Source organism: Pantoea sp. T14, from assembly GCF_036663535.1.
GTDB lineage: Bacteria > Pseudomonadota > Gammaproteobacteria > Enterobacterales > Enterobacteriaceae > Pantoea > Pantoea phytostimulans.
Genome location: NZ_JAWUEB010000027.1, coordinates 594676 through 610937, shown reverse-complemented (window position 1 = coordinate 610937; position 16262 = coordinate 594676). Strand labels below are relative to the sequence as shown.

General features: G+C 53.7%; 14 protein-coding genes. 9 read left to right on the top strand and 5 right to left on the bottom strand.

Annotated elements, in window-relative coordinates:
* Positions 1-63: 63 nt before the first annotated feature.
* Entirely contained in the window at positions 64-1047 is a 984-nt protein-coding gene (locus SC127_RS20975; RefSeq protein WP_243078013.1) for an arabinose ABC transporter substrate-binding protein, read from the bottom strand.
* Between the two features lie 366 nt (positions 1048-1413).
* Here SC127_RS20975 and SC127_RS20970 point away from each other — a divergent pair, with 366 nt between their 5' ends.
* The 3 genes from SC127_RS20970 (at position 1414) to SC127_RS20960 (ending at position 5349) form a co-directional block, all read left to right on the top strand.
* Positions 1414-3099: a ribulokinase gene (locus tag SC127_RS20970; RefSeq protein WP_332627893.1), complete on the top strand. Its 1686-nt coding sequence runs from the start codon at positions 1414-1416 to the stop codon at positions 3097-3099.
* Positions 3100-3113: 14 nt separating this feature from the next.
* Complete coding sequence (gene araA, locus SC127_RS20965; RefSeq protein WP_243078014.1) at positions 3114-4616, top strand: L-arabinose isomerase; 1503 nt, start codon at positions 3114-3116, stop codon at positions 4614-4616.
* 268 nt (positions 4617-4884) lie between these two features.
* Complete coding sequence (locus SC127_RS20960) at positions 4885-5349, top strand: GNAT family N-acetyltransferase (protein ID WP_332627891.1); 465 nt, start codon at positions 4885-4887, stop codon at positions 5347-5349.
* Positions 5350-5413: 64 nt separating this feature from the next.
* On the opposite strand, the gene yjfF is transcribed toward SC127_RS20960, so the two are convergent.
* Genes yjfF through ytfQ form a run of 4 tightly spaced genes read right to left on the bottom strand, consistent with a single transcriptional unit; the run spans position 5414 to position 9937 of the window.
* Positions 5414-6403 carry a galactofuranose ABC transporter, permease protein YjfF gene (gene yjfF / locus SC127_RS20955; protein WP_215846886.1) on the bottom strand — a complete coding sequence of 330 codons (990 nt, stop codon included), beginning with the start codon at positions 6401-6403 and terminating at the stop codon, positions 5414-5416.
* Entirely contained in the window at positions 6400-7413 is a 1014-nt protein-coding gene (gene ytfT / locus SC127_RS20950) for a galactofuranose ABC transporter, ATP-binding protein YtfT (RefSeq protein WP_215846887.1), read from the bottom strand. Before ytfT ends, yjfF begins: the two co-directional genes overlap by 4 nt.
* On the bottom strand, positions 7406-8926 hold the full coding sequence (locus SC127_RS20945; RefSeq protein ID WP_332627889.1) for a sugar ABC transporter ATP-binding protein: 1521 nt from the start codon (positions 8924-8926) through the stop codon (positions 7406-7408). The genes ytfT and SC127_RS20945 overlap by 8 nt, the downstream gene beginning before the upstream one ends.
* A 54-nt stretch (positions 8927-8980) precedes the next feature.
* Entirely contained in the window at positions 8981-9937 is a 957-nt protein-coding gene (gene ytfQ / locus SC127_RS20940) for a galactofuranose ABC transporter, galactofuranose-binding protein YtfQ (RefSeq protein WP_243078017.1), read from the bottom strand.
* A 707-nt stretch (positions 9938-10644) separates the two neighbouring features.
* On the opposite strand from ytfQ, the gene ydgT reads away from it, so the two are divergent.
* The 6 genes from ydgT (at position 10645) to rsxD (ending at position 16259) form a co-directional block, all read left to right on the top strand.
* Positions 10645-10860, top strand: coding sequence for a transcription modulator YdgT (ydgT, locus tag SC127_RS20935; RefSeq protein ID WP_332628263.1), 216 nt, complete (start codon positions 10645-10647; stop codon positions 10858-10860).
* A gap of 116 nt (positions 10861-10976) precedes the next feature.
* Positions 10977-11420 (top strand): DUF2569 domain-containing protein, encoded by a 444-nt coding sequence (locus tag SC127_RS20930; RefSeq protein ID WP_332627885.1) that lies wholly within the window; start codon positions 10977-10979, stop codon positions 11418-11420.
* Between the two features lie 123 nt (positions 11421-11543).
* Positions 11544-12125, top strand: a complete 582-nt coding sequence (gene rsxA / locus SC127_RS20925) for an electron transport complex subunit RsxA (protein WP_243078019.1) — start codon at positions 11544-11546, stop codon at positions 12123-12125.
* Positions 12125-12703, top strand: coding sequence for an electron transport complex subunit RsxB (rsxB, locus tag SC127_RS20920; protein WP_215846889.1), 579 nt, complete (start codon positions 12125-12127; stop codon positions 12701-12703). The genes rsxA and rsxB overlap by 1 nt, the downstream gene beginning before the upstream one ends.
* On the top strand, positions 12696-15200 hold the full coding sequence (rsxC, locus tag SC127_RS20915; RefSeq protein ID WP_332627882.1) for an electron transport complex subunit RsxC: 2505 nt from the start codon (positions 12696-12698) through the stop codon (positions 15198-15200). The genes rsxB and rsxC overlap by 8 nt, the downstream gene beginning before the upstream one ends.
* Positions 15201-16259 (top strand): electron transport complex subunit RsxD, encoded by a 1059-nt coding sequence (rsxD, locus tag SC127_RS20910; protein WP_332627880.1) that lies wholly within the window; start codon positions 15201-15203, stop codon positions 16257-16259. It abuts the gene before it with no gap.
* Positions 16260-16262: the final 3 nt, after the last annotated feature.

The following is a 16262-nucleotide window of genomic DNA, read 5'->3' as shown; positions in this document are numbered from 1 at the left end:
ACTCCATTGGGTTAGCCGAGGAGATTCCGCACCTTGATACAGGTGCGGAAGCGCTGTGCGGGTTTACATCAACCCTTTCTTCGCCAGTTCCGTTTTAAAGTTGTCACGGGTGATCAACACCACGTCGGTCACTTCAGTAAATTTCGGCGGTTCTGCCCCTTTGCTTACCCAGTTGTAGAGCATCTGGCTGCTCTTATAACCGTGTACATCCGGGCTTGGCAGCAGCGACCCGTAGAATCCGGTCGCGTTGTTTTTGGAGAGTTCACTGATGGCATCCACACCGTTGATACCGATACCGATAACGTCAGCGGCTTTAAAGCCCTGACCTTCTGTCGCACGCACACCACCCAGCACGGTGTTGTCGTTCATGCCAACAATCAGCCAATGTTTCACTTCAGGATGCTGCACCAGCAAAGAGTTACCGGCATCAAACGCGCCAGGAATATCATTGGATTTGGTCGGGACTTGATAGATTTGGCCAGCCGGGAAACCGGCTGCTTTGATCGCGTCCATTGAACCACCGGTACGACGGCGCGCCGTGTCGAGTTCGTTGGCGGTGATCGCCATCACGGCGGTGCTTTTCACATCCCAGCCGCGTTTTTGCATCTCTTTATAGAGTTCTTGTCCCTGACGCTCACCGATTTTGGTCGCCGCCATCATCACTAACGGCACGGTATCCATCGGCTTACCCTTGGCCGTCACAAATTGATCATCGACCGCGATAACTTTCATGTCATAGCTGCGGGCTTTGGCCGCAATAGCGGAACCGAGTTTGGGATCGGGTGTACAGATAACGAAACCTTTCGCGCCGCTGGCGGCCAGGCTGTCGATGGCATTAAGGGTTTTTTCACCATCGGGAACGGCAATTTTGATCACCTCAAAGCCCAAATCTTTTCCGGCTTTATCGGCGAATTTCCATTCGGTCTGGAACCAGGGTTCCTCCGGTTGCTTGACTAAAAAACCAAGCTTCATGGTCTCGGCGATAGCGGATTGTGACATAACCGCTGCCAGCCCAATGACCGCGAACGCTTTAGTGAATTTATGCATGATGCTCTCCGGCGCTAGTTGTTTTATCGCTGCTAATAACGAATCGGTGTAAACGCTACCAGTCAATTTTGTTTTTTAGGGACAGATGTAAATCAGTGCGTTAGGAAGCGAGTTGGTGATTGCCTGTTCAAACGCTGCGCTAGTTTTAGCTGGAATGGAGAAGAAAAATGTAGAGCGGTATCACATCTTCAAATCACGGCAAATTGGTCCATATATTCAGCGATTTTAACCGGTACTTAACTTTTGCCATGGATCACAAAATCATTACTGATGGCAGAAAAGTGCATATTCTCAGCCAGCGATGACTAACCCTTAATCTGTGTCAATTCCAGGATAGGAGCATCAATACACAACAGGAGATATCCGATGCGGGCCATCACCCTCGGACTGGATTTTGGCAGTGATTCGGTACGTGCATTGGCGGTGGATTGCCAGAGCGGCAAAGAGCTTGAAAGCGCAGTCGTTAATTACTCGCGCTGGCAGCAAGGCCTTTATAGCGATCCTCACACCAACCGCTTTCGTCACCATCCGCAGGACTACATCGACGCCATGGAGCAGGCGATGCTGGGTGTGCTCAACGCACTGAGTGCGGAACAACGCGCCGCCGTCGTTGGCATTGGCGTGGATACCACCGGTTCAACGCCCGCCCCGATTGATCGTGACGGCAATGTATTAGCGCTGCGTCCGGAATTTGCTGACAATCCCAACGCAATGTTTGTGCTGTGGAAAGATCACACCGCTATTGAAGAAGCTGAAGAGATCAATCAGCTCTGTCACAGCGGCCGCTTCCCGGACTACAGCCGCTATATTGGTGGCATTTACTCCTCTGAATGGTTTTGGGCCAAGATTTTGCACGTGTCGCGTGAAGATGATGCGGTACGTGAAGCGGCGGTGTCATGGGTGGAGCTGTGTGATTGGGTACCCGCTTTACTGAGCGGAACTACCGCACCCGCGCAACTGCGCCGGGGACGCTGTGCCGCCGGTCATAAAGCGTTATGGCATCCCGAGTGGAATGGTTTGCCGGATGTAGATTTCCTCAACGCATTGGATCCGTTGCTGACGCAGCAACTCGATTCGCCGCTGTTTGAAGAGACCTGGACCGCAGATATTCCGGTCGGCACCCTCAGCGATCACTGGGCACAGCGCCTGGGTTTGACGCAAAAAGTGACCCTTTCAGGCGGCGCCTTTGATTGCCATATGGGCGCAGTCGGCGGCGGTGCCAAGCCTTATACCTTGGTTAAAGTGATCGGTACATCAACCTGCGACATCCTGATCGCCGATGCTGAAACCGTGGGTGATCGCGCCATTAAGGGGATTTGTGGTCAGGTTGACGGCAGCGTGATGCCTGGTGCCATTGGCTGCGAAGCGGGACAATCGGCGTTCGGCGATATCTACGCCTGGTTTAGCCGACTGCTGGGCTGGCCGCTGCAACAGGCCGCTGAGCAACATCCTGAATTGAAGCCGCAGCTCGCCGCGCTACAAAAAGATCTGATTAAAAATCTTACCCATGCCTGGGCAGCGGATCCAAAACTGGAGCATTTACCGGTGGTGCTGGACTGGTTCAACGGTCGTCGCACCCCAAATGCTAATCAACGTCTGAAAGGCGTGATCACCGATCTTAACCTCGGCACTGACGCGCCTGCACTGTTTGGCGGATTGATCGCTGCCACGGCCTTCGGTGCCCGCGCCATTATGGAATGTTTTGAGCAGCAACAGATTCCTGTTGAGAACATCCTGACGCTGGGCGGCATTGCACGTAAATCCCCTGCCATCATGCAGGCTTGCTGCGATGTGATGAACCGTCCACTGGATATCGTCGCCTCAGATGAGTGCTGCGCCCTGGGCGCCGCAATTTTTGCCGCAGTCGCCGCAGGCGTTTACGCCAGCGTACCCGATGCCCAACAGGTAATGGCCAGCCCGATTGCCGTCACCTTACAGCCCGATCAGGCGCGCGTGGCACGCTATCAGCAGCTTTATCAACGCTATCAAGAATGGTCCGTGTCGGCAGAACCGCATTACGCCGCACGTCCCGCTTCCGTTTCCGCTACGTAGTCAGGAGAGAGTTTATGGAACAGTTTAAAGCGCACAGCGTATGGTTTGTGATTGGCACACAGCATCTTTACGGAGCGGAAACGTTACGTCAGGTAGAACAGCATGCACAACAGGTTGTGGAAGGCTTGAATCAGGCGTCTGGCATTCCGCTGCGTCTGGAGCTTAAGCCGCTGGTGAAATCCCCCGACGAAGCGCTGGCGCTGTGTCGTGACGCGAATCACGATCAACATTGCGTTGGGATCATTACCTGGCTGCACACCTTTTCCCCCGCCAAGATGTGGATCGGTGGCCTGAGCGTCCTGAATAAGCCGCTGCTGCAATTCCATACCCAGTTTAATGCTGAGATCCCGTGGGACAGCATGGATATGGATTTTATGAACCTGAACCAGACCGCACACGGCGGCCGTGAGTTTGGCTTCATCGGCGCACGCATGGGGTTACAACACAGCGTAGTAACCGGCCATTGGCAGGATGCACAAAGCCAGCAGCGTATCGGCAACTGGATGCGTGCAGCGGTGGCAAAACAGGCCAGCCAGCAGCTGAAGGTGGCCCGTTTTGGCGACAACATGCGTGAAGTGGCCGTGACCGAAGGCGATAAAGTGGCCGCACAAATCCAGTTTGGTTATTCAGTAAACGGCTGGGGCGTGGGCGATTTAGTCGACGTGATTAACAGCGTCAGCGATGGCGACGTAAATGCGCTGCTTGATGAGTATGAAAGCCTTTATCGCTTTACCGACGTGGCGGCAACCGGCGGAGAAAAGCGCCAGAACGTTCTGGATGCAGCCCGTATTGAACTGGGGCTAAAGCGTTTTCTTGAAGGCGAAGGCTGCCACGCGTTCACCACTAACTTCCAGACGCTGCACGGTATGACACAGTTGCCCGGCTTAGCGGTGCAGCGCTTGATGGGACAAGGTTATGGTTTTGCCGGTGAAGGTGACTGGAAAACTGCCGCGCTGCTGCGTATTTTCAAAATCCTCGCGGGCGATCGGCCTGGCGGCACCTCCTTTATGGAGGATTACACCTATCACTTCTCACCGGGCAACGATCTGGTACTGGGTTCGCACATGCTGGAAGTTTGCCCTTCTATTGCGATTGAAGAGAAGCCGCTGATCGATGTGCAGTTCCTCGGCATTGGCGACAAAGCCGATCCGGCGCGCATGATCTTCTCTACACCGGCAGGCCGTGCAATTAATGCCAGCGTGATTGATATGGGCGATCGTTTCCGCTTACTGGTGAACGTGGTCGATGCGATTGAACAGCCAAAACCGCTGCCGAAGTTGCCGGTGGCCCGCGCCTTGTGGCGTGCGCAACCCTCGCTGGCGACAGCCTCCGAAGCGTGGATTTTAGCCGGTGGCGCGCACCATACGGTATTCAGCCAGGCGTTAACACTGGATGATATGTATCTGTATGGCGAGATGAACGACATCGAAGTGTTGGTGATTGATGAACAGACGCAATTGCCATCATTCAAAGATGCGCTGCGCTGGAATGAAGCCTATTACCGCATGAAACGTTGATAGGTTAGCGGGTTTACTCTCATTTAGCGGTAAAAAAAACGGCGCGGTCAGTCGCATAGGATGGGCAGTGCCGTAACGCCGCCGTAAATACATCCCTGTAGTCACGTCCGCCGCATCTCTGTGGCGGACGTTTTACTCCTCTACCCATCATTCACGCCTTTATTCCCTCGCTTCACTTGTTTTCAAACCTGCCCCTTGCGTGAATTAACAACACCGTGTTTTCATCTTTCAAAAACCCCTTTAATGTTGCCCAGCATGGAAGATAACAATGAAAATCCAACTTCTTAGTGAAGCGTCCTCATTTGCTGCTCAAACCGCACATCTCCTGTTCCGCGAATGGTCTGCCTTACCTGCCTGGTCAAATCAATCCGCCATCCTGCAACGGCTCAATGCGCGCAATGATTCAGCGCACAGCGAATTCACACTGGTTGCGGAGCACGCTGACAAAGTCATCGCCACCAGTAGCGTGATCCGTTATGAACTCAATGATGCTTTGGCGCGTGAATATTGGCTGGGCGAAGTGGTGACTGACAGCGCGTTTCGCGGACAAGGCATTGCTAAATCATTGATTAGCCGCTGCGTTGCGCTGGCGAAGCAGAACGGTATTAAAGCGTTGTGGCTCTACACGCCAGATCAACAGGCGTTTTATCAACGCTTAGGCTGGCAGGCAGTTGAGCAACGGGTCATTGCTGACGAAGAGGTGACATTAATGGTTATGTCGCTCGATTCATGACACTAAAAAGGCGGCTCGTTTTGAGCCGCCTGATGTTCAACACCTCATTTTTATAACATCCTATTTAAGAGGTACTGATGCGTTTAACGGGCGCGTTCTTCTGACGATCCCACATCACCGTGAGCAAACGTTGCAACGCAATAAAGGCGAAAAGCAGAATACCGATGGCGATTTTGGTCCACCAGGAACTCAGCGTGCCGTCGAAGTTGATCCAGGTTTGAATCAGTCCCTGAATCAAGACGCCGAACAGCGTGCCCAGCACGGTTCCAACCCCACCCGACAACAGCGTGCCGCCAATCACCACTGACGCGATGGCATCTAACTCAACGCCCAAACCGGCTAACGCGTAGCCTGCCGAGGTATATATTGAGAACACGATCCCCGCCAGCGTCGCGAGCGTCGTAGAGAGCATGTAAATTTTGATGGTGGTGGCGCGGGTTGAAACGCCCATTAACTGGGCTGAAGTCAGGCTACCGCCAATGGCATAAACCTGATTCCCAAAGCGCGTGCGGTGGGCAAGAATTATGCCCACAAACACCACCAGCAACATGATCACTGCCAACAAACTGAGCCGACCTCCCCCGGGGATTTTCCAGGCAAAACTGGAGAGCGTGGTGTAGAACGGATGATCAATCGGAATCGAGTTTTCAGAAACCAGATAACTGCAACCGCGCAGAAAAAACATCCCCGCCAGCGTAATAATAAAGGCCGGGATCTTCAGCGCATCAATCAACCACCCCATCATGGCACCGAACAACGCGCCCAGAGACAAAATCAAGGCAAAGGCCACCAGCGGATTAAGATGGAAGTCGCCAATTGCGCGTGCCAGAAACACACCGGTAAAGGCGATAACTGCGCCTACGGACAAATCTATTCCGCCGGACAGAATCACAAACGTCATGCCGACAGCGATAATGCCGAGAAAAGCATTGTCGGTAAGGATGTTGCAGATCACCCGCGTGGAAGCGAATCCCGGGAACTGGCTCAGGCAGAACAGATAACCCGCCACAAAAACCAGCAAAGTGATCATCAAGGGAAGATGGCGCTTGATCATGATGAACGTCTCCGTTTAAACATCGCTATAAAGCGCGGCGACTGCAACAGCAGCACGCACATCACCACCACCGCTTTCACGACCTGATTCAGTTCAGGCGGGAAGCCAGAGAGCAAAATGCCGGTATTCATTGACTGGATGATCAACGCACCAATCAGTGACAACGCAATATTGAAGCGCCCGCCCATCAGCGACGCGCCGCCAATCACCACCGCTAAAATGGCATCCAGCTCCAACCACAAACCGGCATTGTTAGCATCTGCACCGCGAATATCTGCGGCGATAATCAAACCCGCTACTGCCGCACAAATGCCGCTGATCACGTAGGTTGACATCACCACCAGCCAGCCGGTTACGCCTGCATTACGCGCAGCGCGCAGGTTAATTCCCACCGCTTCGATAAACAGGCCCAGCGCGGTTTTGCGCGTAAGCAGCCAAACCAGCAGCGCCACCGCCACGGTAATCCATACTGGCACCGGCAACATCCAGAGCGAACCGTTGCCAAACCAGCCCAAACTGTCGCTGTCGAAAGTGACGATTTGGCCTTGCGTGATAAGCTGTGCAACGCCGCGCCCGGCAACCATCAAAATCAGCGTGGCAACGAACGGTTGGATACGCAGCAAGGCCACCAAAACACCGTTCCACAAACCGCACAAAAATCCGGTTCCCAGCGTGGCGAGAATAATAAACAGCAAACTGTGTCCGGCAACGGTTAGGGTGGCTGCGGTGGCACCGGCAATCGCCATTACCGCGCCCACCGATAAATCGATGCCGCCGGTCGCGATCACCAACGTCATCCCAATCGCCAGCAAGGCAACCGGTGCCGCCCGGTTGAGAATATCAATGGGGCTGCCAAACAGTCGTCCATCCTGCAAATGCACGGCAAAGAAGTTATTGGCAACGAAGCTGTCCACCAGCAAAACCAGAATTAACGCCGCAATTTGCGGCATTCCCGGTGGCAGCTTCCACTTACGTGGTGATTTTTCAGGTGTCATATGGGATTCAAGCATGTTGTGCTCCTCCGTCGGCGATGGCGTTAACGATCGACGCCACCGAAAGCTGTTCCAGCGGGATTTCGGCCACCTGCTTTAGATCACGCATGATCAACACGCGGTCGGCGTAGCCCACCAGCTCTTCGAGTTCAGAGGAGATAACCAGCAGCGCAAGTCCATCTGCGCACAGGGATTCAATGAGACGAATGATCTCAGCGTGCGCACCCACGTCGATGCCGCGGGTTGGCTCATCCAGGATCAGAAATTGCGGTTTGGTCACCAGCCAGCGCGACAGCAAGACCTTTTGCTGGTTGCCGCCCGAAAGCAACTCAACCGACTGCTCGGCATGCGGCGTTCGAATACCCAGGCTTTTTATGAAACGTTCAGCAATGGCCTGCTGCTCGCGCTTCTTAATGGGTCGTAACCAGCCGCGCTGCGCCTGCAGAGCCAAAATAATGTTTTCTCGCACCGAGGCCGCGCCAATAATGCCGTCGGTTTTACGATCTTCCGGGCAAAAACCCATTCCCAGCCGTGACGCTTTGGCAGGCGTACGAATATGCTGCACTTTGCCTTTTATGGTGGCTGTGCCGTGATCGGCACGACGAATACCGAACAGCACTTCAGCGGTTTCTGTTCGTCCTGAACCCAATAACCCCGCCAGACCCACCACTTCGCCGGGCCGAACCTGCAAATTAAACGGCTCGATGGTGCCCTTTTTGCCGTAATTTTCGAATGAAACCACCGGTTGATTGCTGCGCAAGGTGCTGCCTTGACGTTGCAAGGCGGTTTCCATCAGATCGCGGCCTAACATCAATTTAATCAATTCAATCTGCGGCAGCGAGGCGGTATCACGCGTGGCGATAAACTGACCATTGCGCAACACGGTAATGCGATCGGTGATGCGATAAACCTGGTCAAGGAAGTGAGTCACAAAAATCAGGCTCATGCCTTTGGCTTTCAACTGCGCCATTAGGGTAAACAACATTTCCACTTCACTGGCGTCAAGGCTGGCGGTGGGTTCATCTAGAATCAGCACCTGAGCAGAGAGATCGACCGCGCGGCAAATCGCAATGATCTGCTGCATCGCCACTGAGTAATGGCCAAGTGGGCGAGTGACATCGAGGGCAAAACCGTAGTTACGCATCAGGGCATCCGCATCACGGATCATCCGTTTACGATCGATCATGCCAAAACGATGCGGTTCGCGACCAATATACAGATTGTCCGCCACCGACATATTGGGCAGCAGATTCACTTCCTGATAAACCGTGCCAATGCCTATCTCCTGCGCATCCGCTGTGCTGTGAGGAGAAATGGCATTGCCGTTTAATGTGATAGTGCCGGCATCGCGGGTATAGACACCGGTTAACACTTTGATCAGCGTGGACTTCCCCGCGCCATTCTCTCCCAGCAGCGCCATAATTTCGCCTTTGCGTATGCTGAAAGAGACATTATCCAGCGCCTTCACGCCGGGAAAACCTTTACTGACGCCGCTGATGGTTAACAGTGCATCTTCGTTGTGTATGGTCATTCGGCTAGCTCCGCCTCAGGTCATGAAAAACCGCCCCAAAGGGCGGTCTTCAACTCAGTAACCCATGCCTTTTTTCTTGTCCAGCTCGGCCTGAGCATCAGCAGGTAAGAACAGTTTTGATTCGGTTTTGATAATTTTTGGCGGCAGCGTGCCCTCTTTTTTGAATTTCTCCAGCGCGTCGAAAGCTGGGCCCGCCATATTAGGGGTTAATTCAACGTTGGCATTGGCTTCACCCGCCAGCATCGCTTTGTAGATATCGGGTACGCCATCAATCGAGCCGGTCAGAATGTCTTTGCCTGGTTTCAAACCCGCTTCTTTGATCGCCTGAATCGCACCGATGGCCATGTCATCGTTGTGCGCATACACCATGCAGATGTTTTTGCCGTTATTCTCAGCTTTGATGAAGCTCTCCATCACCTCTTTGCCTTTGCTGCGCGTGAAATCGCCAGATTGTGAACGAAGCACTTTGATGTTTTGATGGCCGCTGATCGCTTCGGCAAAGCCTTTCTTGCGGTCAATCGCCACGCTGGCACCTACTGTGCCCTGCAACTCAACCACGTTACACTGCTTGCTACCCACCGTTTTAACCAGCCAGTCGCCAATCAGTTTGCCTTCTAATACGTTGTCTGCCGTGACGACTGCCATATACAGCGATTTATCTTTAACCACGATGGCGCGGTCTAACAGGAATACCGGAATCTTGGCATCTTTGGCTTCTTCCAACACCGGTTCCCAACCTGTCTGCACCACGGGGGCGATAAAGATTGCATCGACGCCCTGTGCGATAAAGGAACGTACCGCTTTGATTTGGTTCTCTTGTTTCTGCTGTCCATCGGCAATCTTCAACGTAATGCCGCGCTTCTGTGCTTCGCTTTTCGCCACGTTGGTCTCTGCTGAGCGCCAGCCGGATTCAGAACCCACCTGCGAGAAGCCAACCGTCATATCTGCTGCCAGCACCGGACCAGTCAACGCGGCGCTGACCAAAGTAGTCAGAAGTAAACGTTTCCACATAATTTTCATTCCTCTGAAGGGCGTTTGCTGTATAGGGTAAAGAGCCTGTTTAGCCTGGACTAAAACCACGCAAATAATGGCGACCTGCTTCACAAAATAGAGCAATATAAAGGAGTTACGCATACTAACAGGCAATTTCAGGCAACAGGGTTATGGATAAATTGACTGCATTTAAATTGTGGTCAGGTTAAATAATTGTAATAAACAGAACCGCTTATGCGCTCAGCAACTGGAAGCGATTACAAGGATGCGTAAAGAATGGTTATGAGTAACCTGAAAAGATAAATAATTAATTTTGTGATTACCCGCACAAAGGCGCGCCTTATGGCCTAAGTACATTCAGCAACCTTGTGACGCCGATTGAAAAACGTGAATATCTCTCACGCTGCGGTTAACCGTCTAAAAAGGCCACTAAACACGGCTAATTATGGGCGGACAATGCGCGTTAACGCGCAAAAAACAACACAGCTAAAATTTTTAGCTTTTGGGTCAATTAAGGCAATGAGGCGGAAAAACCGGTTAACGTGCTGTTTAAGCCAGAAAATGAAAGTGAAGAAGTCGCACTGAAACTCTTAAAAACATCCGTTTTAACGTCACATCTCGTCAGTTAGTCTTAATTTACGCTTTTTTTCTAATCGAGATCTGGACAGCTAAAGGTTGCTCTTTATACTGAGCACTCCTTTGTTCCCACTACTGTTATGGCAATGATGACTGCGCACGATTACCTGCTTAAATTTCGCAAAGTGAATAATTTTGAAAGCCTGGAAAAGCTTTACGACCATCTCAATTATTCGCTCACCGACGACAAAGAAATTATCAATATGTACCGCGCTGCCGATCATCGACGTGCCGAGCTCACTTCTGGCGGACGTTTATATGATTTGGGCCGCGTACCCAAAACGGTCTGGCGTTACGTGGTTTAATCTTTTTTTGCCGCGCCACTTTTCTCCATTTTATCAATCCTCTTGTCCATGTCGGGCGTGCCCCGTTTGGACATGCTATTCTGCTGCGCTTCGATCCCAAAACAGGAACACTTGCTATGAATGAACAGGTTGCTGTGCCGCGTATTGGTGGCTGGTTATTGCTGCCGCTGGCCTGGCTGATCATGACCCTGTTAACCACAGCGCTGGTGATGGCGATGTACCTTACGCCCTTATTTAATGCGGAATGGCGCACCACGCTGTTTTCACACGGCAGCAGTTTATTAATGCAGTGGGGATTTTCTTTGCTGACTGCTGCGGCTGTCTGGTTATACAGCTTGTGGGTTTGCTGGCTGTTCTTTAAACGCTCGCACCGTTTACCCCGTCACTATGTGTTGTGGTTATTGGTTACGGTATTACTGGCACTGAAAACCTTCGCCTTTTCACCCGTTTCAGATGCTAAAGCGCTGCAAACTTTACTGTTTTCCTTGTTAGCCGCAGCGGTATTTGCGCCCTACTTCAAACGTTCTCAACGCGTTAAAGCGACTTTTGTCCAACCGTAACGCGGTGAGAAACGTCAATAATTTAATTCTGAGTGCGGTCTTCCACGCCTGATTGGGCGTGGGAGTTGAGATAGAGGCTTTTATCCCTGATAATAAGCCGCTTCTTGAATTTATGGCGAAAAAATGACCGATTATCTTCTTCTCTTTGTTGGCACAGTGCTGGTGAACAACTTCGTATTAGTGAAGTTTCTCGGCCTCTGTCCCTTTATGGGCGTTTCCAAAAAACTGGAAACGGCAATTGGCATGGGACTCGCCACCACTTTTGTTATCACGCTGGCGTCAATCTGTGCCTGGCTGGTAAACCACCTGATTCTTGTTCCGCTGGAGTTGGTCTACCTGCGTACCATGGCTTATATCCTGGTGATCGCAGTGGTAGTGCAATTCACCGAAATGGTGGTGCGTAAAACCAGCCCGTCGCTCTATCGCCTGCTGGGTATTTTCCTGCCGTTGATCACCACTAACTGTGCTGTGCTTGGCGTGCCGCTGTTGAGCGTTAACCTCAACCACACTTTTCTTCAGGCTGCGCTTTATGGCTTCAGCGCCTCGTTGGGCTTCTCGCTGGTGATGGTGCTTTTTGCTGGCATGCGTGAGCGGTTGGTGCTGGCGAATGTGCCGATGCCCTTTAAGGGCAACTCGATTGCGCTGATCACCGCCGGTCTGATGGCGTTGGCCTTTATGGGCTTTACCGGTCTGGTGAAATTCTGATGACCGCGATTTGGATAGCTATTGCTGTATTAAGTGCCCTGAGCCTGGTATTTGGTGCCCTGCTGGGATACGCCTCACGCCGCTTTGAGGTCGAAGAAGACCCTATCGTCGAACAAATCGACGCGATCCTACCGCAAAGCCAGTGTGGTCAATGCGGTTATCCGGGTTGCCGTCCGTATGCAGACGCTGTCGGCAATAATGGCGAAGCGATCAATAAATGTGCACCGGGTGGCGAGCAGACCATGCTCAAGCTGGCTGAATTACTGAACGTGGATCCACAACCGATTGACGGCGACGAAGAGGCCAAAGCGCCGGTGCGTACCGTCGCGTTTATCGATGAAGAGAACTGTATCGGCTGCACTAAGTGTATTCAAGCCTGTCCGGTTGATGCCATCGTAGGCGCAACGCGTGCTATGCACACCGTGTTGAGCGACGTTTGCACCGGCTGTGATCTCTGTGTTGCGCCTTGTCCTACCGACTGCATTGAGATGCGTCCCGTGGCAACCACCACTGCCAACTGGAAGTGGGATCTTGAAACCATTCCTGTTCGGGTAATTCCGGTAGAGCGTCATGCTTAATCTGTTAAATTTCTTCAAAAAAGATAAGATCTGGGATTTTCAGGGCGGCATTCATCCGCCCGAAATGAAAACCCAGTCCAACGGCACGCCCCTGAGCGAACTGCCGCTGCCGCACCGATTCATCATTCCCCTAAAGCAGCACATTGGTCATGAGGGCGAGATTTGTGTTTCGCCTGGCGATAAAGTGCTGCGCGGTCAGCCGCTGACCTTTGGGCAGGGTCGGATGTTGCCAGTCCATGCACCAACGTCAGGGGTGATTGACGATATTGGTCAGCACATGACAGCGCACCCTTCCGGCTTGTCTGAGCTCTGTATTTTCATGACGCCGGATGGCGAAGATCGCTGGATGCCGCTTGATCCCCTGCCCAATTATCGCCAACACGAACGTGCTGACATCGTGCAGCGCATTCACGACGCAGGCGTGGCGGGTTTAGGCGGCGCAGGTTTTCCGACTGCGACCAAGCTCAAAGGCGGTCTGCGTGGCATCAAGACGCTGATCATCAATGCAGCCGAATGCGAACCTTATATCACCGCAGACGATCGCCTGATGCAGGATTGCGCCGCTGAAGTGCTGGAAGGCAGCCGCATTCTGGCGTGGACGCTGCAAGCTGAGCGCGTGCTGATTGGCATTGAAGACAACAAGCCGGAAGCGATTGCGGCGTTAAAGCACGCCTTAGGCAGTGAGCGGGATTTAGAGATCCGCGTCATTCCAACCAAATATCCTTCGGGCGGCGCCAAACAGTTAACCCAGATTCTCACCGGTAAAGAAGTGCCGCACGGCGGACGTTCCACCGATATTGGCGTACTGATGCAAAATGTCGGCACCGCGTGGGCGGTGAAGCGCGCCATTATTAACGGTGAGCCGATTACCGAACGCGTCGTCACGTTAACCGGTGAAGCCATCGCGCAGCCGCGTAACGTCTGGAGCCGCCTTGGTACGCCAATCAGCCATTTACTGCATCAGGTCGGTTTTCGTCCCGCACCGCAACAGATGGTGATCATGGGCGGGCCGTTAATGGGCTTCACGCTGCCCTCGTTAGATGTTCCAGTGGTGAAAATCACCAACTGCATTCTGGCTCCCTCCAGCCACGAAATGGGCAATAACGACGAAGAACAATCCTGTATTCGCTGTTCTGCCTGTGCCGATGCCTGTCCCGCTAACCTGCTGCCACAGCAGCTTTACTGGTACAGCCAGGGCGGCGATCACGATAAAGCGCGCGCGCATCATATTGATGACTGCATCGAATGCGGGGCCTGCGCCTATGTGTGCCCAAGTAATATTCCGCTGGTGCAATATTACCGCCAGGAAAAAGCAGAACTGCGCGCCATCGATCTTGAAGCAAAACGTACATTAGAAGCCAAAGCCCGTTTCGAAGCGCGTCAGGCCAGGCTGGAACGTGAAAAACTGGCGCGTGAAGCACGCCATGTTGATGCTAAACAGCGCGCTGCGCGCAGCGATAATGCTGAGTTTGCCGCCGCTAAAGCGCGCGTGAAAGCGAAGCAGGATGCCGAGGTGGATGACGCGACGCTGGAAGCGCAACGTGAAGCGCGTCATGCGCAGGCACGTTTGCGTCAGGCAGAAACACAAGCTGAAACCCAGGCATTGAGCCGCCAGGTTACCGATCCGCGTAAAGCGGCAGTTGAAGCCGCCATCGCTCGCGCCAAGGCGAAGAAAGCCAGCTCACCCGCTGAAGCCGTTGAAGTACATGAGGAGCCAGCAGCGGATCCACGTAAAGCCGCCGTCGAAGCCGCGATTGCCCGTGCCAAAGCGAAAAAAGCCGCCGCAGCGGAGGCGCCGGTGGAAACCGCGGCTGAGCCTGTTGCCGACGCGCCGGAAGATCCGCGTAAAGCCGCCGTCGCCGCAGCCATTGCCCGCGCCAAAGCGAAAAAAGCCGCCGCAGCGGACGCAATGGTGGAAACCGCGGCTGAGCCTGTTGCCGACGCGCCGGACGATCCGCGCAAAGCCGCCGTCGCCGCAGCCATTGCCCGCGCCAAAGCGAAGAAAGCCGCCGCAGCGGACGCGCCGGTGGAAACCGCGGCTGAGCCTGTTGCCGACGCGCCGGACGATCCGCGCAAAACCGCCGTCGCCGCAGCCATTGCCCGCGCCAAAGCGAAAAAAGCCGCCGCAGCGGAAGCAATGGTGGAAACCGCTGCTGAGCCTGTTGCCGACGCGCCGGAAGATCCGCGTAAAGCTGCTGTCGCCGCAGCCATTGCCCGCGCCAAAGCGAAAAAAGCCGCCGCAGCCTCCACGGCAGCAGACAATGCCGCGGCTGAAGCCAGGCAAGAAGCGCGTGATACAGCCGAAATGGCGCATATCGCCCGCACTCAAGTCGAAGATGCTGAGCAGGCAGAAGAACAAGCCAACAGCGCCTATGCAGAGCCTGAACAAGCTCCTGAACTGAATCAACCCGAAGATGCGCGCAAAGCTGCTATTGCTGCTGCCATCGCCCGTGCCAAAGCGCGTAAAGCGCAGTCGACTTCGACGTTTGAGGAATAAATGGCTTTTCGTATTGCAAGTTCTCCTTATACCCACAACCGCCGCAGCACAGGCAATATCATGCTGCTGGTGGGGCTGGCGGCTGTGCCCGGCTTCGCCGCTCAGTGGTATTTTTTTGGTTATGGCAGTCTGATTCAAGTCTTGCTGGCTACGCTCACGGCGTGGATCACAGAAGCCGCCGTTTTACGCTTACGCAAAGCGCCGATTGCCAGCAATCTGGCTGATAACTCCGCCTTGCTTACCGCCATTCTGATTGGTATCAGCTTGCCGCCGCTGGCCCCTTGGTGGTTGGTGGTAGTCGGTACGGTGTTCGCCATTGTAATTGCCAAACAGCTTTACGGGGGTTTAGGGCAAAACCCGTTTAACCCGGCAATGGTTGGCTACGTCGTGCTGCTTATTTCGTTTCCGGTGCAAATGACCAGCTGGATGCCGCCCGACACGCTGCAGGCGATTAAACCGACGCTGCTCGACTCCCTTAGTATGGTGTTTACTGGCCACACCTTGGGCGGTGACACCATGCAACAGTTGCAGATAGGTGTCGATGGAGTGAGCCAGGCGACGCCGCTCGACACCTTTAAAACCGGTCTGCGCGCCGGACACAGCGCCGATCAATTACTGGCTCAACCGATCTACAGCGGCATGCTGGCAGGATTGGGCTGGCAATGGATCAACCTGGGTTATCTGGTCGGTGGCCTGTTTTTGCTGTGGAAAAAGGCCATTCGCTGGCACATTCCCGCAGCCATGCTGCTCTCGCTGGCGTTCTGCGCCATGATCGGCTGGATTTTTTCGCCGGAAACACTGACTAGCCCAACCCTTCATCTGTTCTCAGGTGCCACGATGTTGGGTGCGTTTTTTATCGCGACCGATCCCGTTACGGCATCAACCACCAATCGCGGACGTCTGATCTACGGCGCACTGATTGGCTTGCTGGTGTGGCTGATCCGCAGTTTCGGCGGCTATCCGGATGGGGTTGCTTTTGCCGTATTGCTGGCGAATATCTGTGTGCCGCTGATCGACTATTACACCCAGCCGCGCGTTTACGGCCATCACAAGGAATAAACG